The 26,682-nt window shown below is 60.7% G+C and carries 24 protein-coding genes and 1 pseudogene; 17 read left to right on the top strand and 8 right to left on the bottom strand.

Translation table 11 applies throughout. The annotated features are described in order from the left end of the window. Positions 1 to 20: 20 nt before the first annotated feature. The 8 genes from F3Y30_RS25485 to F3Y30_RS25450 form a co-directional block, all read right to left on the bottom strand. Positions 21 to 1,409: an LLM class flavin-dependent oxidoreductase gene (locus F3Y30_RS25485; protein ID WP_203427052.1), complete on the bottom strand. Its 1,389-nt coding sequence runs from the start codon at positions 1,407 to 1,409 to the stop codon at positions 21 to 23. 19 nt (positions 1,410 to 1,428) lie between these two features. Further along, a complete protein-coding gene (locus tag F3Y30_RS25480) occupies positions 1,429 to 2,427 on the bottom strand; it encodes an ABC transporter permease (RefSeq protein ID WP_203427051.1) in 999 nt (332 codons plus the stop codon). Beyond that, entirely contained in the window at positions 2,424 to 4,064 is a 1,641-nt protein-coding gene (locus F3Y30_RS25475) for a sugar ABC transporter ATP-binding protein (RefSeq protein WP_203427050.1), read from the bottom strand. Before F3Y30_RS25475 ends, F3Y30_RS25480 begins: the two co-directional genes overlap by 4 nt. A 135-nt stretch (positions 4,065 to 4,199) precedes the next feature. Continuing rightward, positions 4,200 to 5,540: a sugar ABC transporter substrate-binding protein gene (locus tag F3Y30_RS25470; RefSeq protein ID WP_203427049.1), complete on the bottom strand. Its 1,341-nt coding sequence runs from the start codon at positions 5,538 to 5,540 to the stop codon at positions 4,200 to 4,202. Between the two features lie 383 nt (positions 5,541 to 5,923). Beyond that, positions 5,924 to 7,264: a sugar ABC transporter substrate-binding protein gene (locus F3Y30_RS25465; RefSeq protein ID WP_203427048.1), complete on the bottom strand. Its 1,341-nt coding sequence runs from the start codon at positions 7,262 to 7,264 to the stop codon at positions 5,924 to 5,926. 305 nt (positions 7,265 to 7,569) lie between these two features. Then, positions 7,570 to 8,145 (bottom strand): peroxidase-related enzyme, encoded by a 576-nt coding sequence (locus tag F3Y30_RS25460; RefSeq protein ID WP_203427047.1) that lies wholly within the window; start codon positions 8,143 to 8,145, stop codon positions 7,570 to 7,572. Positions 8,146 to 8,172: 27 nt separating this feature from the next. Beyond that, positions 8,173 to 9,378, bottom strand: a complete 1,206-nt coding sequence (locus tag F3Y30_RS25455) for an acyl-CoA dehydrogenase family protein (RefSeq protein ID WP_203427046.1) — start codon at positions 9,376 to 9,378, stop codon at positions 8,173 to 8,175. Between the two features lie 387 nt (positions 9,379 to 9,765). Beyond that, a complete protein-coding gene (locus tag F3Y30_RS25450) occupies positions 9,766 to 10,116 on the bottom strand; it encodes a putative quinol monooxygenase (RefSeq protein ID WP_203427045.1) in 351 nt (116 codons plus the stop codon). 76 nt (positions 10,117 to 10,192) lie between these two features. Here F3Y30_RS25450 and F3Y30_RS25445 point away from each other — a divergent pair, with 76 nt between their 5' ends. The 17 genes and pseudogenes from F3Y30_RS25445 (at position 10,193) to F3Y30_RS25365 (ending at position 26,672) form a co-directional block, all read left to right on the top strand. Beyond that, positions 10,193 to 10,525: a helix-turn-helix domain-containing protein gene (locus F3Y30_RS25445; RefSeq protein WP_246753039.1), complete on the top strand. Its 333-nt coding sequence runs from the start codon at positions 10,193 to 10,195 to the stop codon at positions 10,523 to 10,525. A gap of 412 nt (positions 10,526 to 10,937) precedes the next feature. After that, the gene (locus tag F3Y30_RS25440; protein ID WP_203427043.1) at positions 10,938 to 11,777 is read left to right on the top strand and encodes a cyclase family protein; all 840 of its coding nucleotides are present in this window, start codon (positions 10,938 to 10,940) and stop codon (positions 11,775 to 11,777) included. A gap of 113 nt (positions 11,778 to 11,890) precedes the next feature. Next, positions 11,891 to 12,241, top strand: coding sequence for a cupin domain-containing protein (locus F3Y30_RS25435; RefSeq protein ID WP_203427042.1), 351 nt, complete (start codon positions 11,891 to 11,893; stop codon positions 12,239 to 12,241). Then, positions 12,238 to 13,044 (top strand): SDR family oxidoreductase, encoded by an 807-nt coding sequence (locus F3Y30_RS25430; RefSeq protein ID WP_203427041.1) that lies wholly within the window; start codon positions 12,238 to 12,240, stop codon positions 13,042 to 13,044. The genes F3Y30_RS25435 and F3Y30_RS25430 overlap by 4 nt, the downstream gene beginning before the upstream one ends. A 2-nt stretch (positions 13,045 to 13,046) precedes the next feature. After that, positions 13,047 to 13,958 carry a 3-hydroxyacyl-CoA dehydrogenase family protein gene (locus tag F3Y30_RS25425; protein WP_203427040.1) on the top strand — a complete coding sequence of 304 codons (912 nt, stop codon included), beginning with the start codon at positions 13,047 to 13,049 and terminating at the stop codon, positions 13,956 to 13,958. Between the two features lie 57 nt (positions 13,959 to 14,015). Beyond that, on the top strand, positions 14,016 to 15,299 hold the full coding sequence (locus F3Y30_RS25420; protein ID WP_203427039.1) for an ABC transporter substrate-binding protein: 1,284 nt from the start codon (positions 14,016 to 14,018) through the stop codon (positions 15,297 to 15,299). Between the two features lie 56 nt (positions 15,300 to 15,355). Then, positions 15,356 to 16,090 carry an ABC transporter ATP-binding protein gene (locus F3Y30_RS25415; RefSeq protein WP_203427038.1) on the top strand — a complete coding sequence of 245 codons (735 nt, stop codon included), beginning with the start codon at positions 15,356 to 15,358 and terminating at the stop codon, positions 16,088 to 16,090. Next, a complete protein-coding gene (locus F3Y30_RS25410; RefSeq protein ID WP_203427037.1) occupies positions 16,083 to 16,787 on the top strand; it encodes an ABC transporter ATP-binding protein in 705 nt (234 codons plus the stop codon). The genes F3Y30_RS25415 and F3Y30_RS25410 overlap by 8 nt, the downstream gene beginning before the upstream one ends. Before the next feature lie 5 nt (positions 16,788 to 16,792). Next, positions 16,793 to 17,656 (top strand): branched-chain amino acid ABC transporter permease, encoded by an 864-nt coding sequence (locus F3Y30_RS25405; protein ID WP_203427036.1) that lies wholly within the window; start codon positions 16,793 to 16,795, stop codon positions 17,654 to 17,656. A 5-nt stretch (positions 17,657 to 17,661) separates the two neighbouring features. Beyond that, on the top strand, positions 17,662 to 18,663 hold the full coding sequence (locus tag F3Y30_RS25400) for a branched-chain amino acid ABC transporter permease (RefSeq protein ID WP_203427035.1): 1,002 nt from the start codon (positions 17,662 to 17,664) through the stop codon (positions 18,661 to 18,663). Between the two features lie 80 nt (positions 18,664 to 18,743). Next, the gene (locus tag F3Y30_RS25395; protein WP_203427034.1) at positions 18,744 to 19,682 is read left to right on the top strand and encodes a 3-keto-5-aminohexanoate cleavage protein; all 939 of its coding nucleotides are present in this window, start codon (positions 18,744 to 18,746) and stop codon (positions 19,680 to 19,682) included. A 38-nt stretch (positions 19,683 to 19,720) separates the two neighbouring features. Beyond that, the gene (locus F3Y30_RS25390) at positions 19,721 to 20,494 is read left to right on the top strand and encodes an IclR family transcriptional regulator (RefSeq protein WP_203427033.1); all 774 of its coding nucleotides are present in this window, start codon (positions 19,721 to 19,723) and stop codon (positions 20,492 to 20,494) included. A 536-nt stretch (positions 20,495 to 21,030) separates the two neighbouring features. Then, the gene (locus tag F3Y30_RS25385; protein WP_203427032.1) at positions 21,031 to 22,059 is read left to right on the top strand and encodes a substrate-binding domain-containing protein; all 1,029 of its coding nucleotides are present in this window, start codon (positions 21,031 to 21,033) and stop codon (positions 22,057 to 22,059) included. A gap of 68 nt (positions 22,060 to 22,127) precedes the next feature. Next, positions 22,128 to 23,654: a sugar ABC transporter ATP-binding protein gene (locus F3Y30_RS25380; protein WP_203427031.1), complete on the top strand. Its 1,527-nt coding sequence runs from the start codon at positions 22,128 to 22,130 to the stop codon at positions 23,652 to 23,654. Positions 23,655 to 23,679: 25 nt separating this feature from the next. Next, a pseudogene (locus tag F3Y30_RS25375) lies at positions 23,680 to 24,668 on the top strand (ABC transporter permease). A gap of 1 nt (position 24,669) precedes the next feature. Next, positions 24,670 to 25,680: a sugar-binding transcriptional regulator gene (locus F3Y30_RS25370; protein ID WP_203427030.1), complete on the top strand. Its 1,011-nt coding sequence runs from the start codon at positions 24,670 to 24,672 to the stop codon at positions 25,678 to 25,680. Continuing rightward, positions 25,677 to 26,672 (top strand): aldo/keto reductase, encoded by a 996-nt coding sequence (locus F3Y30_RS25365; protein WP_203427029.1) that lies wholly within the window; start codon positions 25,677 to 25,679, stop codon positions 26,670 to 26,672. Before F3Y30_RS25370 ends, F3Y30_RS25365 begins: the two co-directional genes overlap by 4 nt. The last annotated feature ends 10 nt before the right edge of the window (positions 26,673 to 26,682 follow it).

The raw sequence follows: 26,682 nt of genomic DNA, 5'->3' as shown, positions 1-26,682 counted from the left end.
GTACTTGTCTCTGGAAATGACTATTCGGCGGGCTCCTGGACGGGGCGCCGGGCGAAAGCGCCGCGATAGCGAGCGGCGGGATGCCTGCCGTTCAACCGGGGACCGCTGGATGGGAAAAGCCGTTCGCGATAGGTTCCGGGCGCATAGTCGCTCTGTGCCAGGCCCCGCTTGCGCAGCTCGGGCATGACGTTCTCGGCGAAGTCGATGAAGGAACCGGGCGTCGAGGTGTAGATGAGGTTCACGCCGTCGATGCCGGCACCCTGCCATTCCTCGAGCTGATCGGCGATGGTTTCGGGAGTGCCAGTGATGCGTCCCGCCCCGGCATAGGCATAGCCAAGGTCGCGCACGGTCGCGGTTTTGCCGGGATGGGCTTCCTCATAGGCGCGTATGACGCCCTGAACGCCCTCGATTTCCAGTTCTTCCACCGGGCGGTCCGGGTCAAGGAGCCCGAGATCGATGCCGAGATCGCGGCTCAGATGCGCCAGCAGTCCGTTCGCACTGACATCCTGATCAATGTCGCGTGCCTTGAGCCTGGCCTCTTGTTCCGTTCCGCCCACGACGAACGACATGCCCTGTATAAAGAGCAGATCCCCGGCATGGCGCCCGGCCGCCGTGACCAGATTCCGGGTCTCCGTGATCTGCCGACGCGCGCCTTCCGGATTGAGCGCGACGATGAACGTGCCCTCGGCGTTACGAGCTGCAAAGGCTCTGCCCGCGCGCGAGGATCCGGCCTGAAAGAGCACGGGTGAACGCTGCGGGGAGGGCTGGCTCAGATGTGGGCCCAGCACCTTGTAGCGTTTTCCCTCATGATGAATGCGGTGCACCTTGGATGGGTCTGCATAGACGTTGCGCGCGGGATCGTTCACCACTGCGTCGTCATCCCAGGAGCCCTCCCAGAGCTTGTAGACGACGTCGACATACTCGTCGGCCCAGGCGTAGCGCTCATTGTGCGGGACAATCCTGTCGAAGCCGAAATTCTGCGCTGCATTGTGGCTGACGCTCGTGACGATGTTCCAGCCGATCCGCCCTTTGCTCAGATGATCGAGCGTCGATATTTTCCGCGCGAAATTGAAGGGATGGTCCTGCAGAATGGAGCTGGTCAGGGTCAACCCGATGTTTTCGGTGGAGCCGATGAGAGCGGAGATGAGGGCACCGGAGTCGTTGATGGGTATCTGTACGGCCTCGTTGAGATAAGTGTCCCAACTGCCCTGATAAGCCGGGTCGACCCCGATAATGTCTGCGAGAAAGAGGGCATCGAACTTCGCCTTTTCCAGAATTCGGACAAGCTGTACCCACGTGCTCAGGTCATTGAAGGCGCGTTGCTGCGTCTGCGGGCTTCGCCAGAGCCCGTGGAACACATGCGACACGGCATTCATCGAAAACCCGTTGAAGACAAGGCGCTTTGCCATGGTCGAACTTCCCTTGCGATTACTTGACGACAGTTTCCTGGATGGCGCTGCGGCTGACCAGCACGGCGGCGATCACCACCAGCCCCTTGATGATCATCTGCAGGTATTGGGAGACGCCCATGAGGTTCAGGCCGTTGTCCAGCATGGCGATGATCAGCACGCCGATGAGGGTGCGATGAGGGCCGCCGGTGCCACCTGCAAGCGAGGTACCGCCCACCACGATCGCGGCGAGGCTGTTGAGCAGAAGATCGGAGCCAAGCGAAGGACCAGCCGCCCCCAGGCGAGCCACGGCTAGCACCGACCCGAAACCGGCCAGCAGCCCGGACGCCACGAACGCATAGATCTTGTACCGGAGGACGGGGAGGCCGGACGTGTGCGCAACACTTTCGCCGCCGCCGATGAGATACATGAACCGCCCAAAACGCGTGCGGGTGGCGATCACGACCACGACGACCCAGGCGATGAGCGCCCAGAGAGCGATGTTTGGCAGGCGCGGGATGAACTGACCAATGGCGATTTCTTCGAAACCAGGCGTGTTGAACTGGATCGCCCGGCCATCGAGCAAGGTCAGTGCGACGCCTGTGAACACCGAAAGACTGCCAAGCGTGACGATGAAGGACGGAATGCGGCCGATGGCGTAGATCAGGCCGTTGATCAGACCGAGACCGCCGCCGAGCAGGGCTGCAATGACGAGCACGGAGTATCCGAGTTCGAAATTATTGAGCAGCAACACCGTGGATGCCCCGACCAGGAGCACGATCGCCCCGACGGACAAATCAATGCTGCCCATCAGAATGACGAACGTCGCCCCGAGGCAGACGATGAGAAGCGTTGCGGCCTGTCCGCTGATGGCAGTGAAATTGCGGATGGTGGCGAAAGAGGACGTCGACAGCGAAAATACGATGAAAAGCGTGACAACCACACCCAGCGGGAACCACAGGCTTTTTTCGACGCGGCCAAGCGCGTTGGTGACGGCACGCAGGGAAGACGGTTTTTCGGACTCAAGGGCAAGGCTCATTGGACGTTCTCCGCAACGGGGGAATGGGGTTTGGCCGCTTCACGGCCGTGGAATCCGGGTTCGTCACCGCCCTGCGGCAGCATCAGCGCGACGAGCTGGTGTTCGGTCGGTTTGGCGTCGGGTGACGCCGGCACTTCCGACACGATGTTTCCGCGCTGCATGATGAGGATGCGGTTCGAAAGCCCGATGAGCTCGAGAAGCTCGTCGGTGATCAGCAGGATGCCGACCCCCTGGTCCGTCAGATCGCGTATAAGGCGGTAGATTTCCTGTTTCGCGCCGGCATCGACGCCGCGTGTCGGGTTGTCGAGGATCAGCACCTTCGGTTGGCGCGCCAGCCAGCGGGCGAGCACGACCTTCTGCTGATTTCCTCCAGACAGGCGTGCGCAAGCGAGATCGGGTGTCGCCGAGCGGATGCCAAGGCTTTTCACGAATTGCCTTGTTACCTCGACTTCCTTTCGCCGTCGCCAGAAGCCCAGACGGGTGGAAAACAAATCGCTTCCGCTACCGGTCGTCAGATTCCAGGAGACCGAAAAGGCAGGAACTATGCCCTCGACAAGTCGCTCCGCGGCGACATATCCCAGGCCCGCTCTGACAAGATGCTTGATGTCCGGCGCAATCGCGGGTGAACCGGCAAATTCCACCTTGCCCGATAGCGGTGGATCAACGCCGGCGATCGCCTTTCCGAGGGCCGACTTCCCGGAATCGAGAAGTCCGCCGATTCCGACCACTTCGCCTTCCCGGATTGACAGGTCCAGCGCGGGATCGAGCTCCGAGACCCTGACGCCATTTGCTGCAAGAACCTTTGCCGCGTTGGTCACCGTCTTCTGGCGCTTCTCGAAATAATAGTCCATGGCGCGCTCGCGGCCGACCATGAGGCCGTGAAGAGTATGCTCATCCGTCGACGCCGGATCGAGTTTCGCCACCAGCCGGCCGTCCTTGAGGACATAGATCAGATCGGAGATCTGAAGCACTTCGCTCAGGCGGTGGGAAACGAATAGCAGCGATCCCCGTGTCCTGACCTTTGCGACGAGCTTGAAGAATGCTTCCTCGTCGCGCCTGTCGAGCGCAGAGGTCGGTTCGTCGAGGAGAACGAGCGGCTTCCCCGCGCCGCCGATCAGGGTCGGGGCAAGGCAGGCGCGCGCGATTTCGATCGACTGGCGTTTCGAGAAATCATAGTCGCCCGTCCTGCGCCTCACATCGACGTCGATGCCCGCCTCTTCGATGATCCGTTCGGCGGCAGTAATCATTGCCGACTTGTCGACGATCTGCGCGAGTTTCAGGAAGCGCTGGTCCTGGCCAAGCAGCAGATTTTCATAAACGGGAATATTCTGGACCAGCGCCTGTTCCTGAAACACCCGCGACACGCCGAGTGCCACGGCCCCCGCATAATCCTTCGGCGCGTAGTCGCGGCCGTGCAGCGTCATCGAACCGCGATCTGCCGAGACAAGACCGCTCATGATGTTGAAGATCGTCGACTTGCCAGCCCCGTTCTCTCCGACAAGCGTGACGACCTGATTGTCGGGGATCTCGAAGGCGATATCCTCGATCACGATGTTCGGACCGTAGGATTTGGACAATCCAGATGCCTGGAAGACCGGAGCTAGGGGTACGGCTGGCGGCGAGGAACGAATGTTCATCCTGGTTCTCCTTTGGCGCGCTCGCGGATCCGAATGCGCACGAGCGCTCTTCCCGGCGTGACCAGGAAGCGCAATCGAACACGGCAGTGTTGAAGCAATGGAGGCGCTTACGGGTAGGCGCCTCGTTAGCGTGGATCAGGCCGCCTTGTTCGGCGACGGTCCATCGAACTTGATCTTGTAGTGGTCCTGATATTCCTGTTTCACGGCTTCCCACTCGCCGTTTGCACGCGCGTCCTTGTAGGATTGCGGATAGTCCCAACCCGCCGGCTTTTCGTAGCCGCGCCAATGCACGTCGATGTCGATTGGATAGAGATCGGCCTGGGGATCCCAGTCGTCGGGATGAAGTACCTTCGAGAGCTTGCGGTAGTTGAAGGGCTCGACCGATCCGTTATCGACATAGCGCTCGAGATAGCCGTCGATGTTGTCCTTGGTGACGATGGTCGGACGCCAGTAGAGCATGCGCTCCGACGCCCGGGGACGCCATCCATGGGTAACGTCATAAATCCGGGCTGCGAACAGGGCACCGGTATAGACCGGGCTGTTGCCACTGGTGGCATGCTGCAATCCGGCCTTGATTGCCCGGGCACCGAGCGACGTTCCATCCGCACCACCGACAAAAACGTCCTCGCCGGGCGTGTAGCCGGCCTGGCGCAACGCGGTAATCGCGCCTTGAGCCTCGTCGTCGTTCTGGGTGATGAGGCCGACAATGTTGTCGTTTCGCGTCAGAAGATCCTCAGTGGCGCGCAGGGATTCCTCGCGTAGCCACTTGCCCGGCAACTGGTCGACGAGTTTCGTCTTGGGGAAGTCGGCGAAGGCCGCGTCCCGACCGCGATTGCGCGAGTTTTCGCACCAGTTCCCGGGCGTTCCCGTCAGTGCCAGGATGTTTCCGCCGCCGAATTTCTGGGTCACGGTGTCGAGCACCGCCGCCGTTACACCGCGATGGGCCTTGTCCTCCTCCGGAACTGCGTAGAGCGTATAGTAATCTCCCGCCTCGAAGGGAGTGAACCAGGGCAGAGCTTCCCAGATGGCCGAGAAGTAGGTTTTCGACTCATTCGCGAGTTGGGAAACGCGCTTCAGCGCGCTTCCATCCAGAATATTGAAGAAGCCGCCCTGCGCCTGCTCGGTGGTCAGGAGTTCAAACTGGTTGAGCTGGCGCGTGCTGTCGATCTGACCGTCCAGAAGCACGTAGTTGAAGCCGTATTCTCTGGCGACCGCCTCTGCGCCCTTGCTGACCAACTGGTTGTATTCCGTGCTCGCACTCCAGGCAAAATAGGCGAGCTTGCCGGATGGATCCGCGACCGCGACATTCGGAATTCCCGCTGCACTGGCAAATGCCCCGGCAGCGATGCCCGCGGTCGCAAGTGCCAGGAAATCCCGGCGAGACACGCCGGACGTATCGAGGCGATCCATGTGATGGTCGATGACTTTTTTCTGAGTAAAGTCAGGGAGATGGCGTGGTGTGAGCCTGTTTGGCATCGCTGCTTCCATAAGGTTGAATTTGATTGCGATCAAAATACATAAAAACGATAGATTAAGTGTAGAATACAATTCGGTTTGTGCATGCGATTTGAAATTTCTCTCCTGCCGGCAAGCGCCTGAACAAAAATCCGTTCGGCTCCGAGGGGCGCGTGACGTTTTCATGCCCTTTCAAAGTCCCTGCCTGCGGCTCTGCGAACAGAGGGCGGTTCAAGAGCGGTGAGGGCTGCGGGCGAAGCTGCATTCATCAATTCGCTTCCACCGGATGCAGGCGGCGCCGGAAAGGGAATTTCGGCGCCGGTCGAGAGAACAGAGAGCCATATCCGACACCCGTTTGCGGGCACTGGCGGATGAGCGTTCCGGAAAAAGCTTAGCGGCCCGGATTATCCCGCTGCGTTCGGGGAAGGTCCGAAGAAGGGGATCTTGTAGTGGTCCGCATACTCACGCGTCACCGCTTCCCATTCGCCGTTGCTCTTGGCGTCGAGATAGGCTTTGGGATACTCCCAGCCAGGCGGCTTTTCGATACCTGCCCATTCGACATCGATGTCGAGTGGGGTAATTCGGTTCTGCGGGTCCCAGTCGTCCGGATGGGCAACCTTCGACATCTTTTTGTAGTCAAAGGGTTTGACGTCGCCGTTGTCGACATAGCGCTGCAGGTAGACGTCGACATTGTTCTGCTTTGTAATAACGGAATGCCAGTTAAGCAGGCGTTCGGATGCGCGGGGCTTCCAGCCGTTGAGAACGTCGTAGAGACGCGCAGCAAAGAAGCCGGCCTGGAAGGCGGGACCGTTCGCGCTGGTGGCGAGCTGCTGACCGCTCTTCACTGCCCGGGCGCCCTCCGCCGTCCCGTCTGCGCCGACGACGAGAACGTCTTCGCCCGCACGGATACCCGCAGCGCGAAGCGCCGCGATGACGCCCTGCGCCTGGTCGTCGTTCTGCGCAACGACTCCGACGATGTCGGAGTTGCGGGTCAGCAGATCCTGGGTCGCCCGCAGCGAATCCTCACGGTTGAAATTGCCCGGAAGCTGGTCGACGAGTTTCGTTTTCGGAAAGTCCTTGAAGGCGTCGTCTCGTCCGCGGCTGCGCACGAGATCCGTGGAAAAGCCTGGAACTCCGGTGACGCCGACGATCTTGCCGCCTCCAAAACGCTCCGTCACGGCCTTCAGGAGTTCTACGGTCACGCCGCGGTGAGCGGTAAACTCCTCGGGTACCCCGTAGAGCGTGTAGTATTCATTGGCCTCGAACGGGGTGAACCAGGGCAGCGTCGCCCAGACGTTGGCGAAATAGGCCTGGTTTTGTCCCGCCAGTTCCGCGATGCGCTTGACGGCGCTTCCGTCGGGTGCGTGCAGGATCAGCGCGGTTGCGCCGGTGCCGAACTGCTCCTCCGACTGGTTGAGTTGGCGTTGGCTGTCGATCTGGCCGTCGAGATAGGTGTAGTCCAGACCGAAGACTGTAGCGGCATCCTGGGTCGCCTTGCTCGCTTGCACCATGAACTCGACGCGGCTCGTCCAGGCGAGGTAGGCAAGCTTACCCGAGGGGGACGCGACCGCCACGGATGGAAGGCCCCAGGCGCCCGCCGCTGCACCCGCGGCAACACCGGCCGAGGCGAGGGCAAGAAAATCGCGCCGTGAGATGCCGCTCGTGTCCAGACGGTCGAGATGACCGTCGATCATGCGCTTCTGTGTAAGGTCTCCAAACGAAAATGGGTTCAGTCTCAACGACATGATGGAATTCTCCAGCTGGTGTTTTCAATCGAGGGGAGCATCAGGCACGGTTCGCGGGGTCATAATCGGCTGCGGCAATCCTTACCGCCGGTTCTGCGGCCTGAACGAGAACCGGTCGTATTCAGGTGAAATGACATCCACCGGCACCCGTCGTGCCGGTGGATGGTGTCCGTCGTTGCAAATTCAGTCGAGTTTGTTCGGCGATCCGGGACGAGGTCCCGGATCTGCGCCACGATCCGCAATTGTGTGAGGGGTGTCGGCTCCGATCTGCGTAGCCGCGGACTTGAGCGCGGCGCGCGCCAAGGTCACCGCCCGAAGTAAGATTCGTCCGGCCAGACCCCGAGCGAGATGAAGATGCGGTTCGTGTGGTTGAACCAGGCGCTGGTCTCGAGCGCTTCGACGATCTCCGCATCGTTAAGCCCGGCGGCGCGAAGGTCTTCGAAATCATGGGGCGTCACCGATTTCGGCTCCTGCGTCACCTTGGCGGCAAACTCGGCAAGCGCCCTTTCTCGGGGCGTCAGTGGCGCGAGATGGACATCGAGCGCGATGCGCCGTGCTTTTTCCGCATCGCCGAGTGCGTCGCCCAGAGCGTTGGTATGGTGGATCTCGCAGAGGCCGCAGCCGTTGGTGGAGGAGACGACGACGGCGATCAGCTCGCGTTCGGCAATCGGCAGCAGTCCGTTCCCCGGGTCGAAAAGGCTCGCAAAATAGGAGACGAAGCGTTTCGCGGTCGGGCCGTTGACCGACAAGGACCGAATCCAGTTCTCCTCGTGATTTGCCTCCACAAGAGTACGGACATCTTCCGGCAGTTCCGTTGGCGATGGCGGGGGCAGACGGAATCGAGCGGGGGATTGCGACGATGTCGCTACCTTTTCAAGCATGGAGTTTCTCCTTGAGTGTTGCGGGTGTCATTCGGCCGCCTGCGCGACCGGGGGAAAGACGCCCAGATGAATCTGGCCGATGAGATCATGCGTTGCGTCGCTGTTCGGTGGATGAAACGGACCTGACCGCACGTCGCGCGTCAGGCGTTCGAGCTCGTTGCGCCTGAGGAGGGAACTGGCTCCGGCAACCTTGGTCGCCCGGTCGACGATGCGGCGAGCGCCGTCGACCGCGTGCTGCTTCGCGCCGAGCAGCTTCGTCGGCCAGAGAAGCCCATGATCGACGCCTTCGGTCCACTCCTGCGCCACTCGTTCGAGATAGGCCCAGATACTGTCGAGCTCGATCGACGCTTTGGCGATCTCGACCTGCGTCTGCGGGTGATGGGCATAGGTTCGCCCGGAAAGCGCGGGTGAGACCCTGCTCTTGGCGGTCTCGACCGCGATGTCGAAGGCACGATGGGCGATTCCGTAGTACACCGCCGCGATCGGCAGGAGGGCCGAAGCGATGATCCCGTCGATGAAGGGATCGTTTGGCGGGCCCGCGGGCAGGACCCGCGTCACATACTCTTTCGGCGCCACGACACCCTCCAGGATCGTGTCGTCACTCTTCGTTGCCCTCACGCCGTGGGAATCCCAGGTCTCGTTCGTGTGATGACCAGGGTCCTGCCTGCGGATGAACGCATGGACAACCTTCGGGTGGGCCGGGTCGCTTGAGTCGAGCGCGTGGAGGCCGAGCCAATCCCAGACGGGGGACAGGGACGTGAAGATCTTGCGACCGCGGAAACGATAGCTGCCGTCGCCAAGCGGCTCTGCATCCACGTTCGATCCGGCGAGGCCGAGGTCATTGCCAGGCTCGCCATGTCCGGCGGCGAAAATCCTGCCCGCAACCGCTTCCTTGAGAATCCAGTCCGTCGAATGATCGCCGCGTCGCCAAAGATAGGCTGCGGTCCCGACCCAGTAGAGGTGCATGTTCAAGGCGAGCGCCGTCGCAGGGGCGTGATAGGCCAATCGTGCCTGCTCACGGAGCACCTGGGGCAGGGTGAGACCGCCGCCACCGAACTCGGTCGGCACCGCCGCCGTGAGATAGTCGGCGGCTTTCAGATCATCGAGATCCTCGTGGAAGAAACGGTTCGCCAGATCGTACTCGGCGGCTCGGCTCCTCAGGGTGCGAAGCAGCTCTTCGGTCAGGAACTGGGTACGAGGTTTGACTTTGGGTTTTACGCTGTCGAGCGCCATCATGTCCTCCAGAAAAGATGGCGCCCATCGTTTCGCCAATCACAGGAGGAGTCAATTGATAAAATCCATAAATTTAGTGAATTATCGTGATGATGCTTTTTTTGACGAATGCAAAGGGCCCGCCGTCTGTCTTGATGGGATGTTCCTCATCTGGCGGGCCGGCCTTTGCCTCGCGCAACCGGCCCCGGCTTTCTCATCGCGCAACCAGCTGTCGCCTGGCCTTAGGGATTGAACCGCCACCTTGCGGCAAACATGGTCGCCGGGACGACCATGCTCGGAGTCGCGCAACGGCTTTCCTGGTAGCCCAGACCCTGCGCCAACTTGGCCACGCCTTGCATTCCATGCAAAGCCTTAGTGGTTCTTCATTTCGAACGCTGTTCAGAGATCCTACGCCGGGTAGATGCTCGCCATCTGCAGCCAACTGATCTCCATTTCGCCGGCAAGCAGCTCGTGGCGATTCTTCAGGAAGGCCTGGATATAGGGTTTTGCGAGATGTGCCTCGAGGTGGCCGACACTTGCCCAGACCTCATAAAAAACAAAGAGCTCCCGGTCCGCCCGATCGCGATGCACATGGTATTGCAATGCTCCTTCCTCCTCCCGGGTAGGTCCCACCAAAGCGATCAAAGTGGCTTCGAGCTCGTCCGCTTTTCCAGCCTTGGCGCGGGCCTTTCCTGCAAGTGCATAGGGGCCGGTTTCATTCTCCGCCTGGGCCGGCAATTCAAACGCTACGCTCGACATAAGTACTCCTTTTGGTATGGTGTAAATCATACCTTGCACCATAGGTATGATTCAAGTCGTACCTTGGAGTGTGAGATTGGATAGTCAGGGTCATCCATCAGAAAATGAGATTACGCTCGGCGCTGTTTTATCAGCGCTGGCGGATCCGCTGCGGCGGCGTGTCGTTGCGGAATTGGCGCAGGCCCCGTCAGGCACAGAGCGAACCTGTGCTTCGTTTGGCCTGCCTGTGACCAAGGCGACCTTGACGCACCATTTTCGCGTCCTCCGGGAAGCGGGGCTGATCCGGCAGGTAGATCGTGGGAACAGCCGGGCCGCGACATTAAGGCGTGATGAGCTTGACAGACAATTACCTGGCCTGCTCGATCTGATCAAAGCAGAGGGCGGGGAAAATCCACTCGAGCGGACCTGATAGTATCGTTCGGCCGAGAGAGGTCACTTGGCCGGCAAGGCGGCGATGCGGACGTCGAGCATCAAATGCAGAACGTGGGCGCGATACGTCCCCTGGCCGCCCGCCGATGAAGACCCTGGGCCCACGATCGACATGGGTATCCATCGGGAGGGGGAAACACCCAGAGACCCTCTTTCTACGAATTCGCGTTAAAGCCGTCCGGCGCTGCCAGTGCCCAACACGCTTGAGTTTGGTGCTGCGGAAATTGGCCTCGCTCGGCTAGGGACGCGAGATGCGTTCCTTCTTCTTTCTCGGGCTTGACAATAAACGATACAGATGTACCGTATAAAGGTACAGGCGCTCTGGGAGGAGCCAGCCCGAAACTTTGGACCGGATGCTACGCCACGCACAGCGCGGCGAGGAGGATTTCTGCATGTCAATTACCGTTCGTGGGATCGAATTTCAGGATAACCTCGAAAACCCGATGGGGATCGAGTTCTACAATCTCTCCCACAGGTTCGGCTATCAGTGCCCGAACTGGCCGTATTTTCGAGACGTTCGTATCGAGCGCATGCACTACATGGCCAAGTCTGGTGTGCTTTCCCAAACCATCACGACCACGATGCATGTGACGACACACATCGACGCACCGGCACACGTCGTGCAGGGCACCCCTTTCATCGATGAGGTGCCGCTGCCGCATTTCTTCGGATCCGGGATCGTCGTTTCAATCCCCAAGAAGAAGTGGGAACCGATCACCTATGACGATCTGGAGAAGGCGTGCGGCCACGCAATTCGCAAGGGCGACGTGCTGATCATCAATACCGGCTGGCACAAGCAGTACGAAGATGGTGACTACTTCCCCTATTGCCCCGGTTTCGTGCCGTCCGCTGCCGACTGGATGATCGAGAAGGGCGTCAAGGTCGTTGGTCATGACACCCAGGCAAACGACCATCCGCTTGCCACGGCCATTGGTCCCCAGCGCAATGGTCCGCTGCTGCCTCATCTGGCCGATGAGTACAAGGAATGGTCCGGTGGCCGCGACTGGAAGGACGATTTCCCTGAATGGGAGCCGGTTCACCAGAAGATTTTCAAGGCTGGCATTCTCGGCATCGAAAACGTTGGTGGCGATCTGGACGCCGTGACGGGCAAGCGCTGCACATTCGCCTTCTTCCCGATCAACTGGGACCGCGGCGATGGTTGCATCATTCGCCTGGTCGCCATGATCGACAAGGATCAGAACTACCGCATCGAGAAGGGTGACAATTTCTGACGCCTCTAAGCTTTCCATAGCGGCGAGATAGGCGGTGTCGTCAATTGAGGATTTGGCGACGCCGCCACCAACGGGCATCAGCCCGACATACGACGGAGTGAACGGGAGGAGACATGTTCACAAAGCGGTTTGACGAAGCCCAGCCCTATGAGGCGCCAAACCACCGTGGCTGCTTCGGACTGAGGCTACAGGGATTTGAAGAGGGCGGACCCAAGAACCAGTGGGTAGGGCTATCCCAGTTCCTCCCCGGTGGCGGGGCGGGACCGGACTCCACGCCATTCGAGAAAGTCTATGTGGTCCTTGAAGGTGAGATGACCATCATCGTCGATGGCAGGGAAACCGTGCTCAAGGCACTGGACAGCTGCACCGTGTGGCCAGGCGAGGTGCGCGAGATCGTCAACCGGTCGAACCACACCTGCAAGATGCTTGTCGTCATTCCCTATCCTGCAGGAGCCGTCCAATGATTGCGGAAGATGCAATTCGCCAACCACACAAACTGTTCGACATCAGCGGCAAGGTTGCAATTGTAACCGGAGCTTCAGGAGCGTTCGGTGCGCTTGCCGCACGCATCCTCGCAGGAGCGGGAGCAAGGCTGGTACTCGTCGCGGGCAATCAACATGCGCTCGCCGAAACGGAAGCCGCCTGCAAGGAGGTCGGTGCCGAGGTCCTTGCGCTCAATCGCCGCCCGAGCAGCGAGGCAGATTGTGAGGCAATTGTATCCGACACGATTTCTCATTTTGGCCGGGTGGACATTCTGGTGGTCGCGTCAGGCAAGAACGACGTGGCGAAGATCACCGAGATGGCGCCCGCGCGCTTCCTCGACGTTATGGACGCCAACGTCACGCAGAGCTGGCTTATGGCCCGTGCGGTGGGCAAGCGCATGCTGGAGCAAGGGGATGGAGGCAAGGTCGTCTTCATGTCTTCCGCACGAGGCCTGTTGGGGCACCCCGCCGGATATTCCGCGTATTGTGCGTCCAAGGCTGCCGTCGACGGCATTACCCGTGCACTGGGTTGCGAGTGGGGCCCTACCGGCATCACGGTCAATGCCATTGCGCCCACGGTGTTTCGCTCGCCTTTGACCGCCTGGATGTTCGAAGACACAGAGAAAGCACAGGAGGTTCGCAAGGGTTTCCTTGCCCGGGTACCGAAGGGTCGCCTGGGTGAGCCAGATGATCTTGCCGGGCCACTCCTGTTCCTCGCCTCCCGGGCATCGGATTTCTACACAGGGCACACCCTTTACGCCGACGGCGGCTATACGGCGGGATGACGATGTCGGTTAAGAAGCAGAACATCGCGGTGATCGGTGCCGGACTGATGGGGCATGGGATTGCTCAGGTCTTCGCCGTCGGCGGCCATGACGTCAGGGTCTTTGACGCCAGTCAACCAGCGCTTGATACGCTCGGCTCGCGAATTGCAAGGAACCTGATCGATCTTGGTCTGCCAGACGGCGCACAGGACCGCGTCGCCGGCTACTCTGATCTGGCCGCTGCCGTCGCTGTGGCCGACGTCGTTATCGAGGCCGCTCCCGAGAAACTGGAGTTGAAGCGCTCGATCTTCGCCGAACTTGTCCGCCTCGCACCTCGCCATGCCGTGCTGGCATCGAACACGTCAGTCATCCCGATCACGGATATTGCAGAAGGTCTCCAGACCTCGGAACGGATACTCGGTACGCACTGGTGGAACCCACCCTTCCTGGTGCCGCTTGTCGAAGTGGTCGGAACGGAGCGAACCGATCCGGAAATCATCGACAAAGTCATGTCTTTGCTGTCATCCGTCGGGAAAACACCGGTCCACGTCAAGAGAGATGTGGCGGGGTTCGTGGGCAACCGTCTGCAGCATGCCTTGTGGCGCGAGGCCATCGCAATCGTCGCCGAGGGGATAGCCGATGCGGAAACGGTGGACACGGTCGTCAAATCGAGTTTCGGACGCCGGCTCGCGGTCCTGGGGCCACTGGAGAATGCCGATCTGGTCGGTACTGATCTCACCCTGGACATCCATAGGGTCGTTCTCAAGCACCTGAACCGGGAGCCCGGTCCGTCGCCCTATCTGCAGGGGTTGGTCAATGACGGGAAGCTTGGAATGAAATCTGGAGAAGGGTTTCGTTCGTGGAGTGAGGAGGAGGCTCAGGCGCTGAGGTCACGCGTGGCTCGATATCTAAAGGAGTTCAAGCCGGTCGATTGAGGCCTCGAAAACACTGCCGCAATGAATTGTATCTGAGAGCCAATCTGGGAGGATGGTATGCGCTTCAGAAATTCGGGAGGAACCGGCATCAGCCGGCGAAATTTCATAGGGACAACGAGCGTGGCTCTCGCCGCACCCGCGATCCTTCGTTTTACGCGTGCTTATGCCGAAACACCGACGATCAAGGTCGGTCATGTGAGCCCGGTTACGGGTCCTTTGGCAGGGTTCGCCGAGGCGAACGACTACATTCTGGACGGCATCAAAAAGTCTCTCTCGGCGGTCGAGAACAACGGCAAGACCTGGACGATTGAAGTCATTTCCAAGGATAGCCAGTCCAATCCGAACCGCGCGGCGGAGGTCGCTGCCGACCTGATCCTCAAGGACGAAGTCGACATCATCGTCGCGGCATCGACGCCGGATACTGTCAATCCTGTCTCCGACCAGGCCGAAGCCAACGGCACGCCTTGCATCACGACGGACTGCCCGTGGCAGCCGTACTTCTTTGGGCGAAACGGCAATCCCGAGCAGGGCTTCGAGTCCACCTACCACTTCTTCTGGGGGCTTGAGGACGTGATCGGCGCCTTCCTTTCGCTCTGGGACAACCCCAACGTCGCGAGAAACGTTGGTGGCCTGTTTCCGAACGACGCCGACGGAAATGCCTGGGGTGATCCCGAACGTGGATTCCCGAAGCCACTCAAGCAGGCCGGTTACACGTTGACTGACCCCGACCGATACCAGCCGATGTCGGACGATTTTTCCGCGCAGATCTCTGCCTTCAAGGCGGCTGGCGTGGAGATTGTAACAGGCAACATGATACCGCCGGATTTCGCCACGTTCTGGAGCCAGTCGGGCCAGCAGGGCCTCAAGCCTAGGATCGTGACCATCGGCAAAGCGCTGCTGTTTCCCTCGGTGATTGAATCGCTGGGCGAGCGGGGGATCGGCCTTTCGTCGGAAATCTGGTGGTCGCCAAATCATCCGTTCTCTTCCAGCCTGACTGGTGAAAGTTCGAAGGACCTGGCCGAAGGCTACGTCAAGGCGACAAACCGGCCATGGACGCAGCCTATTGGGTTCAAGCACGCGCTGTTCGAAGTTGTCGCCGACGTTGTGAAGCGCAGCGCGGATCTCGAGGATCCCGCGGCGGTCATCGATGCGATCAAGACCACCAACATGAAGACAATCGTTGGCTCGGTCGATTGGTCAAAGGGGCCGGTGAAGAACGTGACGAAGACGCCTCTGGTCGCCGGCCAATGGCAGAACGTCAACGGCAAGGCCGAACTGGTCATCACAACCAACAAGACGGCTCCCGAGATACCTGTTGGCGGTGAACTCACATTGCTCTGAGTTCGCGTGCCGGGGCCGCCCCGTTTCAGGGGCAGCCTACCTTTGAGGGAAGTTGAATGCCGATCATAGAACTCAATGCCGTCAGCAAGCGCTACGGTGCTCTTCAGGTCACCGATAACGTGACGCTGTCGGTCGATGCAGGGGAAGCCTTGGGCATTATCGGTCCGAACGGTGCGGGCAAGACGACGCTGTTTAACCTGATCGCCGGCACCACCATGCCGGACAGCGGGACGATCAGATTTGACGGAACGGACGTGACCAGGATGCCTGCACGTCAGCGTTGTCATCGGGGGATCGGGCGCTCATTCCAGATACCTCACCCCTTTGTCGGGATGACGACATACGAGAACGTGTTGATCGGCGCGACGTTTGGTGGCTGCTCGACGGAAAGCGCGGGTGCGGCGAAGGCTGTCGACGTACTGGAGCTGACGGGGCTGTCCGGCAAGGCAAACGTGCTTGCCGGTCGACTGACGCTATTGGAACGCAAACGCCTGGAGATGGCGCGCGCACTCGCAAGTTCACCGAAACTCCTGCTTCTCGATGAGATCGCGGGTGGGTTGACGGAGCCGGAGTGCGTCGAACTCGTTGCCGCGATCAGAAGTGTGCGGGCCGAGGGCGTCTCGATCATCTGGATTGAGCACGTTGTCCATGCGCTGCTTGCCGTGGTGGATCGAATCGCTGTTGTCGACTTCGGTCGGAAGATTGCCGAAGGAGAACCGGCTGCGACGATGGCAAGCCCGGAGGTTGCCGCAATCTACATGGGCATTGAAGGAGAGGTGGCACATGCCTGAAGCACTCCTTTCCACCCATGGCTTGCGGGCGGGCTATGATGATTTTCAAGCGCTGTTCGGGGTCGATCTGACCCTGCATCGTGGAGAAGTCCTGGCGCTCATCGGTGCGAACGGGGCAGGCAAGAGCACACTGCTCAAGGCCATCACAGGTCTGGTGCCTTGCCGCAGCGACATGGTGCGGCTCCACGGAAATGAGATCGGAGGTCAACGACCGGACAGAATTGCGAAGAAGGGAATTGCGCTCGTTCCGGAGGGCCGCCGTCTCTTCAGGTCGCTGACCGTCGAGGAAAACCTCATCATAGGGGGCGAGCGGGCGAGACAAGGCAACTGGTCGCTGGAACGCGTCTATTCGCTGTTCCCCATTCTGGCGGAGCGCCGGAAAAATCCGGGCATGGCCCTCTCGGGAGGGCAGCAGCAGATGGTGGCCATCGGAAGGGCCCTGTTGGCCAACCCTGAGGTGATCCTCTTCGACGAGATTTCACTCGGCCTCGCTCCGGTGGTCATCAAGGACATCTACGCCGTGTTGCCGACCATCGTCGAGAGTGGCGTGTCGGCAGTTCTGGTGGAGCAGGACGTCTCCCGGGCGCTCTCCTTTGCCCATCGCTTCGTCTGCATGCAGGAGGGGAAAGTCTCCCTGGCCGGCGAGCCCTCTCAATTCAGCAGAGCCGAAGTCACGGCCGCCTACTTCGGGACCTGATCTCCATGGATTGGATCAATGCAATCATTCAAGGAATCCTGCTGGGCGGCCTCTATGCCCTGTTCGCAGCCGGTCTGTCGCTGATCTTTGGTGTCATGCGCCTCGTCAATATCGCCCATGGCGACCTGATTGTGCTGGCTGCATACATTGCCCTGGTCGTCGTGCAGGCAACGGGACTGCATCCCTTGGCCTCGGCGCTGCTCGTCGTCCCGATCATGGCGGCAGTCGGATATCTGCTGCAGCGGTTCCTGCTCAACCCCACCATCGGCAAGGACCTACTGTCGCCTTTGCTGGTGACGTTCGGAATTTCGGTCCTGTTGCAGAACGGGCTGCTTCTCGGCTTCACTGCCGACAGCCGGAGACTGCCAGCTGGCGCCCTCGAAACCGCAAGCCTCGATTTGTTCTCGGGACTGACCATCGGCGTCCTTCCGCTGCTGATGTTCGCCGTGTCGGTTCTGGTGATCTTCGGTCTCGACCGGGTGTTCTTCCATACATCCCTGGGGCGGGCATTCCGCGCGACCTCCGACGATGGTGAAGTTGCCCAGCTGATGATGATTGACCGCCGCCACATCTTCGGGATGGCAATGGCACTTTCCCTCGGGATCGTCGCCATCGCCGGCATCTTCCTCGCCATCCGGACGAACTTCGATCCCGCCTCCGGGCCGGCCAGGCTCATCTTCGGGTTTGAGGCCGTCATTATCGGGGGCCTCGGTAATTTGTGGGGAACCCTTGCCGGGGGCGTCGTGCTGGGTGTCGCCCAAGCGATTGGCGCTCAGATCTCTCCTGGCTGGCAAATCCTCGCCGGTCACATCGTTTTTTTCATTGTGCTGGCCTTCAGGCCGCGCGGCCTGTTTCCAAGAATGGACTGACAGACATGAGGTTTCGAATTGAACGCTTCACCCCCGCCAGCCGCGCGACCTCGATTGTTGCCGGCCTGGTCCTCATTGCCCTGATCGTCGCTCCCTGGCTGACGGGCCGCGCCAACATCCGCCTGCTTGGAGAGATGTTCTCGTTCCTTGCACTTGCAAGTCTCTGGAACCTGCTTGCGGGCTATTGCGGCCTCGTCTCGGTCGGACAGCAGGCATTTGTCGGCTTTGGTGGCTACATGCTTTTTGCACTGGCGATCTTCCTCGGTATGGACCCGTTGATGGCAATCCCCGTCGCGGGCCTGCTTGGCGCTGTGCTCGCTGCCCCGATCGGTGTTCTGCTCTTCCGGCTCTATGGCGCATACTTTGCAATCGGCAGCTGGGTATTCGCGGAGGTGCTGAGGCTTTCCTTCGCCCAGGTTTCCGCGTTGGGCGGCGGCTCGGGATCGAGCTTGCCCACCTCCGTGATCAGCGGGATCGCCAGCAGCCGGGAATGGCGTGAAATCCTGATTTACTGGACGGGTCTGGCACTCGCCGTTGCGGCACTGCTCTTCGTCGTGCTGCTGCTGCGCTCGAAAATGGGCCTTGCGTTGACCGGCCTGCGTGACAGCGAGATTGCCTCTGAAAGCCTTGGTATCAATTCATGGCTCACCAAAATGACGGTTTATGTCAGCGTTGCTGGTCTGACGACAATGGTCGGCTCGTTCATCTTCCTGCAAAAGCTGCGCATCTCGCCTGATGCGGCGTTCAGCGTGAACGACTGGACCGCCTTCGTGATTTTCATCGCAGTTATCGGCGGCATCGGAACCATCGAAGGGCCGATCATCGGAACTCTGGTGTTCTTCTTGTTGCGCGAAACACTGGCCGACCTTGGCACGACATATCTTCTGGTCCTTGGCGCACTGGCGATTGTGATCATGCTCAAGGCACCCCGCGGCATCTGGGGGATCGTCACCGAGCGCACGGGGATCTCACTCGTGCCCATCCGTCGGCGCGTGGTCTTTCAATAACAACCTGTCCGGCCGGCTCCGTCGCCCCGAACCTGTATTCGGCGGCGGGGATTGTCCGCCACTTCGAGAAAGGAATTGCGATGACTGATCTATCCAGGAAAGTTATCATCACATGTGCGGTGACCGGCGGCATCCATACGCCGACGATGTCCGATGCATTGCCGTTTACGCCGGATGATATCGCCCGCCAGTCCATCGAGGCTGCGGAGGCCGGGGCGTCCATTCTTCACCTGCATGCACGTGATCCCGACAATGGCCGACCCACACCGGATCCGGCGGTGTTCATGCAGTTCCTGCCGCGCATCAAGCAGGCGACGGATGCTGTCATCAACATCACGACAGGCGGTGGCCTGAACATGACGGTGGAGGATCGGCTGGCGGCCCCGATAGTCGCGAAACCGGAGATGTGCTCGTTGAACATGGGGTCGATGAATTTCGGCATCTATCCGCTGGCGGATCGGTATTCCAGCTGGAAGTACGAGTGGGAGGAGCCTTATCTTCGAGGCACTGACGATTTCATTTTCCGCAACACTTTCAGGGATATCGAACGGATCCTGAAGACGCTCGGCGAGGAACATGGCACCAGGTTCGAGCACGAATGCTACGATGTGGGCCACCTCTACAATCTGGCGCACTTCGTGGACCGTGGTCTCATCAAGGGGCCGTTCTTTGTCCAGATGATCTTCGGTATTCTGGGCGGTATCGGCCCGGACCTCGACAATCTCATGTTCATGAAGCGCACGGCCGACAAATTGTTCGGCAACGACTATCGCTGGTCTGTCCTGGCGGCCGGGCGCTTCCAGATGCCTTTCGCCACCCAATCGGCCATACTCGGAGGTTCGGTTCGTGTGGGTCTGGAAGATTCTCTCTATATCGGACGCGGAAAGCTCGCCACTTCCAATGCGGAGCAGGTTGGCAAGATAAGGACAATCCTGCAAGAGCTCGGACATGAGATCGCAACTCCCGCCGAGGCGCGGCAGATCCTGGGTCTGAAGGGGGGAGATCAGGTAGGTTTCTGAACCGGGGCGCAGGCGAACAGTATTCGAGGTTTTGCTCAATGAGTGACGCAGTCAAAAGCAATGATGAAAGGTCAGGCATTCAGGTGATCGCGCGCGCTGCCGCGATCCTGCGAAGCCTGAAGAACGAAAGCGACGGCCTGAGTCTCGGGCAGATTGCAGACCGGGTCGGTCTACCGCGCTCCACGGTGCAGCGTATCGTCGGCGCTCTCCAGGCCGAGCAATTCGTAATAGCGGCGAGCCCGGATCGTGGCATTCGCCTTGGGCCGGAGATCGGTGCCCTCGCGGAGTCGGCCCGTATAGATGTCCTCGAAATGTTGAGACCCTATTTGGTCGACCTGGCACGCCGGACGAAAGAGACCGTGGACCTCGCGGTGTTTCGCTCTAAGCGTCTTGTGTTCGTCGACCAGATTCCGGGTACCCACAGGCTGCGCACCGTGTCTTTCGTGGGAGAGAGTTTTCCCTTGTGTGACACGGCCAACGGGAAAGCCTGTCTCGCCAAGCTGAGTGACAAGCAGGTTCTTGCCCGTTTGGCGGAGGAGCAGCCAGCCATTGCAGAGGACCCTGCGCTGCTGCAGGCGTATCAGGACGAAATCGAAACGGTAAGGGAAACGGGCGTTGCCTTCGACAGAGACCAGCACACCGTAGGCGTGTCGGCGGTTGGCGGAGCGTTCTACGACCTCCAGGGCGATCTCTACGCTATCTCGGTCCCTACGCCGAGTTCGCGTTTCCAGACGCATGAGAGGCAACTGATCGACGAACTTGCACGCACGCTTGCACAGATAGTCGCGCTGGAAATTTTCCGCGCGAACTAGGCGTTGAGCCTCAATAGGTTGTCCTGGGAAAGGTCGGGGCGACTGCTGGCTGTCTTCGAATTCAGGGCGCCGTCGGGGCTATGCCATTAGTAGAGATGCGCCATCTGGGCGTCAGATCTGCTTGCCCTGGCAATGAAGCCTTTTCCTGAATATCTCCGCCTGAAATGAGCGTCGGAACGCCGCAAGTTCGCGATCCGCGACACGTTTGAGCATCCCGTAGTCGGTAGCGGCGAATTGCTGGAAGGGGCTTCTGATCGGCGAAGGTCGGGATCCGTCGAGCTCACAAGGCAGGCAGTCTGGGTCGCCTCTCCGATCGAGAAGGGCTCGGTCGGTCGGATTTGTCATCTCGCCTGCAAGATGTAGTCGCAAAGCCATGAAATATATTTCATGGCGTGAATTATATTGACACGCAAGGTTTAATCCATTTAGTTGCTCCTACCGGATTTCGAGGAGGAATTCCGGAATTCACTGAGATCAGCGGCGTCATCTCGACGCCCTCGGGCTTTTGGGAGGGGCTTCGGCCTCGAGGAGGAATCTTGCGCAAATTTATCAGCTCGACCGCAATGGCGGTCCTTGCAACAACGCTATTTGCCGGCACTGCGTCGGCCGACACGGAAAATCCGTTCCGCTGCAAGCCGGGCGAAAAATACGTCATGAACGTCATGGTCTCGGGGGTGGAATACTGGTTCCCCGTCTACGAGATGTTCAAGCAGGCCGGCCAACAGTTCGGCTGCGAGACGGAATACACCGGCACGCCGGAGTACGACGTCAACAAGCAGATCGCTACCTTCGATCAGGCGCTGGCGCAGAACCCGGCGGGCATTCTCGTCCATCCGATGAACTCGGATCCCTTCATCGAGCCGATCAATCGTGCGATCGACCAGGGCACGGCCGTCGTGACCTTTGCGGCAGACTCGCCGCTTTCCAAGCGCGTTTCCTTCATCACCTCGGACAACACCCGCGAAGGCATCTATGCCGCCGACGCGATCGCCGAGAAGATGGGCGGAAAGGGAGAATATGCGGTCCTCGAGAACCCGGGGCAGGACAACCACGACAAGCGTATCACAGCCTTCATCGGTCGCATGGAGGAGAAGTGGCCGGACATGAAGCTGGTCGGCCGCGCAGCCTCCAACCAGGACCCGACCAAGGCCTATCAGGGTCTGCTCAGCATCATCCAGGCCAATCCGAATCTCGGGGCGGTCTTCATGCCGGAGGCCAACTCGGCGATCGGTGCGGCACAGGCCAGCAAGGAAAGCGGCGGCAAGGTTCTCGTCATGTGTGCGGACGTCAACGCCAATATCCTCGACATGATCAAGGCGGGCGAAGTCTTCGGTTCAATCAACCCGAACCAGGGCATGCAGGGCTACATGGGCTTCATGCTCCTGTGGCTCGCCAAGCATCCGGAACTGATCGACCCGATGAACGACGCCAAGCGCTCAGGCTTCAACGCGATGAGCGTTCCCGTCGTCGACAACGGCCTTTCCATAGTGACGGCGGAGAATGCCGACGACTTCTACTGGGACAAGTACCTGCAGCGTCGCGGTACGAAGGGCATCGAGGAGTAAGTGCTTCGCACGCGCGCCATCCGCGCCTTCGAGTGCGGATGGCTCCAAGGGAAAGGGAGGGGGAGACAATGGCGGAGCCGGTGCTCACCATTCATGGCGTTACCAAGCATTTCGGGGCGGTGAAGGCGTTGACCGATGTCGACTTCGCCCTGGAGCGCGGTGAGGTGCATGCGCTCTGCGGCGAGAACGGTGCCGGCAAGTCGACCCTGATGAACATCATCGCCGGCGTTCTTCAGCCGACCTCGGGTGAAATCCGCCTGGACGGAAAGGCCGTCCGCATTTCATCGCCCGCTGTCGCCCAGTCGCTCGGCATCGGGCTGGTGCATCAGGAAATAGCGCTGTGCCCGGACGCGACCGTTGCCGAAAACATGTTCATGGCGGCGACAAACCGCCGCCGGGTCCCCTTCATGAATTACCGTGCGCTGGAGCGGGATGCGCAGGTCGTTATGAACCGGCTCGCCGCCATCGATGTCCGTCGTAAGGTCGGGGACCTGCCGATCTCCAGCCAGCAGCTCGTCGAGATCGCCAAGGCGCTGACGCTCGACTGCAGCGTACTGATCCTGGACGAGCCGACCGCGGCACTGACAGAGACAGAGGCACAGCAACTCTTCGCGATCATCGGCGACCTCAAGAAAAACGGCATATCGATCATCTACATCAGCCACCGCATGGCCGAGATCTTCAGCCTATGCGACCGGGTCACCGTGTTCCGTGACGGCCGCTATGTGTGCACCGACCGCATCGCCGACATTACGCCTGACGTCGTCGTGCGCCGGATGGTCGGGCGCGAGATCACGCAGCTCTATCCGGAGAAGCTCCGTGCGGACGAAGCGTCCGGCGAGACAATCCTCGAGGTGGAGAGCATCGGCGACGGCGAGCGCTTCCATGGCGTGAGCTTCGACCTGCGCAAGGGCGAAATCCTCGGTATCGGCGGCCTCATCGGCTCCGGCCGCACGGAGATTGCCGAAGGCATCTGCGGCCTTCGGCCACGCACAGCAGGTGAAGTGCGCCTGCACGGCAAGGTGCAGCCGATCCGCTCCTATTCCGACGCGGTGAAGGCCGGCATCGTCTATCTCTCCGAAGACCGCAAGGGTTCCGGCGTGTTTCTGGAACTCTCCGTTGCGCAGAACATCTCCGTGCTGGATCTGAAGTCGCTGACGAACTCGGTCGGCCTGTTGAACGGTCGCGCGGAGGCGGCACTTGCGGAGGATTTCGCGCGGCGGCTCGGTGTGCGCATGGGAGGGGTCGATGCGCAGGTGAAATCGCTCTCCGGCGGCAATCAGCAGAAGGTTGCGATCGCCAAGCAGCTCGCGGTGAAGCCGAAGGTCATCCTGATGGACGAGCCGACGCGCGGTATCGACGTCGGCGCGAAGGCGGAAATCCATCGCCTGCTGCGGGAGCTTGCGCTTTCGGGAATCGGCGTCGTCGTCATCTCATCCGAAATGCCGGAACTGATCGGGCTCTGCGACCGTGCCCTCGTCGTCCGGGAGGGACGCATCGCCGGCGAGATCAGTGGCGACGAAATGACGGAGGAGTCCGTGATCCGCCTAGCCTCGGGAGTGGGCACGACAAGGACGGCAAACCATGCAGCGTGACGGGAAAGCGACGGGAGAGACGGGAATGGCAATCGATACGATCGTGGCGGGCACGCCGAAGACATCGTCCTGGAAACGCATCGGCACGATGCGCGAGGCGGGACTGATCGTGATCATCCTTGCGCTTTGCGTGATCATGAGCTTCGCCTCGCCGCACTTCCTGACACTTGGCAATTTTCGCGCCATGCTCATGAGCTTCTCCGTGGAGGGCATCGTCGTCGTGGGCATGACGATCCTGCTTATCGTCGGGGTATCGACCTGGCGGTCGGCTCTGTCGTCTGTTTCGCGATGGTGCTTTCCGGCTCGCTGTTTCTCGCGGGGCTTGATCCCTGGACGGCTTCGTTCGTCGGCATCCTCGCGAGCAGCGCCATCGGCGGCATCATGGGCTTCTTCGTGACGGTCGTCGGCCTCAACCACTTCATTACCTCGCTTGCGGCAATGGTGATCGTTCGCGGCCTCTGCCTCATCATCACCAAGGGCACGCCGCTGTCGCTCTTCACGTTGCCGGCAGGGTTCAAGGCGGTGGGGCAGGGCACGTTCCACGGGATTCCCTATGTCATCCTGATCTTCGTCGCAGTGGTCGTGTTGTTCGATTTCCTGCTGCGGCGGGCGACCGCCTTCCGCAAGGTCTTCTACACGGGCAGCAACGAGAAGGCCGCGCTCTACTCCGGCATCAAGACCAACCAGGTGAAGTTCTGGGTGACCGTGCTGTGCTCAACTCTCGCCGGTGTTGCAGGTGTCATCTACATGTCCCGCTTCGGGGCGGCGACACCCACCTTCGGCGTCGGCATGGAGCTCAACATCATCGCGGCGGCGGTCATCGGGGGTGCGTCGCTCAATGGCGGCTCGGGTACGATCCTCGGCGCCATCCTTGGCATAGCGCTTCTCTCGGTCGTTACCAGTTCGCTGATCCTGCTCAACGTGTCGGTCTATTGGCAGGACATGATCAAGGGGTGCATTCTGCTCGCCGCTGTTTCCATCGACCATTTCCTGCACAAGCGGAAGGCCGCCTGATATGCCGATCGCCAAACTGAAACCCAAGACGACCACAGCGCCGCGCGAAGAGATCGTCATCGCGCGCCAGATGCACCAGGCACTCGTGCTGCACTTTCTGGAAGGCCTGACACAGGCGCAGATCGCAGACCAGCTTGGCCTCTCGCACGCCACCGTCAATCGACTCATCAAACGGGGCCGCCAGCTCGGCCTTGTCGAGATCAAGATCAAGTCGCCAATCGAGCCTCTGGTGGACATGGAGGAGCGTCTTCTGGCGCTCGGCGGCATCAGCCGCGCCGTCGTGGTGCCGACCGTTTCCGACAATCCGCAGACCGCGCTGCAGGCCGTCGGCGAGGCGGCGGCCCGCCTGTTGATCGAGGAGATCGCCGATGGCGACACGATCTGCATCACTGGCGGCAAGGGCGTCAGCGCTGTCGTCGCCGGTCTGCAGCCGGCCCGTCGTTTCGATGTCGAGGTGATCCCGGCGACCGGATGCGTGCAGGGCAAGCACTATACGGACGTCAACCACGTTTCGACGCTGATGGCCGATCGGCTGGGCGGACGCTCCTACCAGATCCACGCACCACTGTTTGCCGACGATGCGGAGCAGCGGGCGATGCTGATCAACATGCGCTCCGTCGCCGATGTCTTCAAACGGGCGCGCGAGGCGAAGGTGGCGGTGGTCGGCATCGGCTCGATCCTGACGGACGACTCGAGCTACTACGACCTTCATCCGTCCTCCAGCACGGATCGGGTGGCGATCGAGCGCTCGGGCGCGAGCTGCGAGCTGCTTGCCCACCTTCTCGACGATCACGGCCGGGTCTGCGACTACAGTCTCAACCGCTCGCTGGTTTCGCTCACCTTGCCGGAGTTTGCCTCTATCCCGATGAAGATCGGCGTCGCGAGCGGACCGAACAAGGCAGGCCCGATCCTCAGCGTCCTGCGCGGCAACCATCTCGACACGCTCGTGACCGATGAGGCGACCGGCTCGCGCATTCTTGAAATTGCATCCGAGGAAGGGATTTCGGCATGAGCGGCGAACAGTTGATCCGCGAGATCGGACGCTCCGGCGTCAAGGCGTCAGCCGTGGGGCTCGGCACCTGGGCGATCGGCGGCTGGATGTGGGGCGGAACCGACGAGGCGCAATCCATTGCGGCGATCCAGGCCTCGCTCGATGCCGGCGTCACCCTTATCGACACCGCGCCGGCCTACGGGCTCGGCCGGTCGGAAGAGATCGTCGGCAAGGCGATCTCGGGGCGCCGCGACAAGGCGGTGATCGCGACCAAATGCGGCCTCGTCTGGCACACGCAGAAAGGCAGTCACTTCTTCGATCAGGATGGCAAGCCGGTTCACCGCTATCTCGGCCGGGACTCAATCGTGCACGAGGTGGAGGAAAGCCTGCGCCGGCTCGGCACGGATTATATCGACCTTTACATCACCCATTGGCAGGACGCGACGACACCGGTCGAGGAGACCGTCGCGGCGCTTGAGGAACTGAAACAGGCGGGCAAGATCCGCGCGATCGGTGCGAGCAATGTCAACCGGTCGGAACTGGAGCAGTACATCGCGAAGGGATCGCTCGATGCGATCCAGGAGCGGTTCAGCATGATCGATCGCAAGATCGAGGCGGACCTGCTGCCGCTCACCCTTGCAAACGGGGTGTCGACGCTCAGTTATTCCTCGCTGGCGCTCGGCCTTCTTTCCGGCACCATTGGACCGGACCGCGTCTTCTCCGGTGACGACCAGCGCAAGAACAACCCGCGCTTCTCCGTCGCCAACCGGCAGAAAGCAAAGGATTTTTCCGATGCGATCCGGCCCGTTGCGGAACGGCACGGTGCGAGCATCGCGCAGACGGTGATCGCATGGACGCTTGCGCAGCCGGGCATCACGTTTGCGCTATGCGGCGCACGCAACCCGGAACAGGCGCTCGACAATGCCCGCGCCGGCACGCTGCGGTTCGACGCCGAAGACCTTGCGGCCGTCGATGCAGCCCTTTCGGCGAAACTGGCCAACATGGACGGATAACGGACTGTCA

The organism is Sinorhizobium sp. BG8, assembly GCF_016864555.1.
Lineage (GTDB): Bacteria > Pseudomonadota > Alphaproteobacteria > Rhizobiales > Rhizobiaceae > BG8.
Note: the sequence above shows the minus strand (reverse complement) of the source record. Positions and strands in the feature narration are given on the sequence as shown.

Excerpts from the sequence above, each read along its gene's own strand:
- F3Y30_RS25430 (WP_203427041.1), top strand. The coding sequence starts at position 12,238 with ATGATTGCGGAAGATGCAATTCGCCAACCACACAAACTGTTCGACATC.
- F3Y30_RS25425 (WP_203427040.1), top strand. The coding sequence starts at position 13,047 with ATGTCGGTTAAGAAGCAGAACATCGCGGTGATCGGTGCCGGACTGATG.
- F3Y30_RS25455 (WP_203427046.1), bottom strand. The coding sequence starts at position 9,378 with ATGGCGCTCGACAGCGTAAAACCCAAAGTCAAACCTCGTACCCAGTTC.
- F3Y30_RS25380 (WP_203427031.1), top strand. The coding sequence starts at position 22,128 with ATGGCGGAGCCGGTGCTCACCATTCATGGCGTTACCAAGCATTTCGGG.
- F3Y30_RS25395 (WP_203427034.1), top strand. The coding sequence starts at position 18,744 with ATGACTGATCTATCCAGGAAAGTTATCATCACATGTGCGGTGACCGGC.
- F3Y30_RS25415 (WP_203427038.1), top strand. The coding sequence starts at position 15,356 with ATGCCGATCATAGAACTCAATGCCGTCAGCAAGCGCTACGGTGCTCTT.
- F3Y30_RS25365 (WP_203427029.1), top strand. The coding sequence starts at position 25,677 with ATGAGCGGCGAACAGTTGATCCGCGAGATCGGACGCTCCGGCGTCAAG.
- F3Y30_RS25435 (WP_203427042.1), top strand. The coding sequence starts at position 11,891 with ATGTTCACAAAGCGGTTTGACGAAGCCCAGCCCTATGAGGCGCCAAAC.
- F3Y30_RS25420 (WP_203427039.1), top strand. The coding sequence starts at position 14,016 with ATGCGCTTCAGAAATTCGGGAGGAACCGGCATCAGCCGGCGAAATTTC.
- F3Y30_RS25480 (WP_203427051.1), bottom strand. The coding sequence starts at position 2,427 with ATGAGCCTTGCCCTTGAGTCCGAAAAACCGTCTTCCCTGCGTGCCGTC.
- F3Y30_RS25400 (WP_203427035.1), top strand. The coding sequence starts at position 17,662 with ATGAGGTTTCGAATTGAACGCTTCACCCCCGCCAGCCGCGCGACCTCG.
- F3Y30_RS25440 (WP_203427043.1), top strand. The coding sequence starts at position 10,938 with ATGTCAATTACCGTTCGTGGGATCGAATTTCAGGATAACCTCGAAAAC.
- F3Y30_RS25460 (WP_203427047.1), bottom strand. The coding sequence starts at position 8,145 with ATGCTTGAAAAGGTAGCGACATCGTCGCAATCCCCCGCTCGATTCCGT.
- F3Y30_RS25370 (WP_203427030.1), top strand. The coding sequence starts at position 24,670 with ATGCCGATCGCCAAACTGAAACCCAAGACGACCACAGCGCCGCGCGAA.
- F3Y30_RS25405 (WP_203427036.1), top strand. The coding sequence starts at position 16,793 with ATGGATTGGATCAATGCAATCATTCAAGGAATCCTGCTGGGCGGCCTC.
- F3Y30_RS25410 (WP_203427037.1), top strand. The coding sequence starts at position 16,083 with ATGCCTGAAGCACTCCTTTCCACCCATGGCTTGCGGGCGGGCTATGAT.
- F3Y30_RS25465 (WP_203427048.1), bottom strand. The coding sequence starts at position 7,264 with ATGTCGTTGAGACTGAACCCATTTTCGTTTGGAGACCTTACACAGAAG.
- F3Y30_RS25470 (WP_203427049.1), bottom strand. The coding sequence starts at position 5,540 with ATGCCAAACAGGCTCACACCACGCCATCTCCCTGACTTTACTCAGAAA.
- F3Y30_RS25485 (WP_203427052.1), bottom strand. The coding sequence starts at position 1,409 with ATGGCAAAGCGCCTTGTCTTCAACGGGTTTTCGATGAATGCCGTGTCG.
- F3Y30_RS25475 (WP_203427050.1), bottom strand. The coding sequence starts at position 4,064 with ATGAACATTCGTTCCTCGCCGCCAGCCGTACCCCTAGCTCCGGTCTTC.
- F3Y30_RS25450 (WP_203427045.1), bottom strand. The coding sequence starts at position 10,116 with ATGTCGAGCGTAGCGTTTGAATTGCCGGCCCAGGCGGAGAATGAAACC.
- F3Y30_RS25390 (WP_203427033.1), top strand. The coding sequence starts at position 19,721 with ATGAGTGACGCAGTCAAAAGCAATGATGAAAGGTCAGGCATTCAGGTG.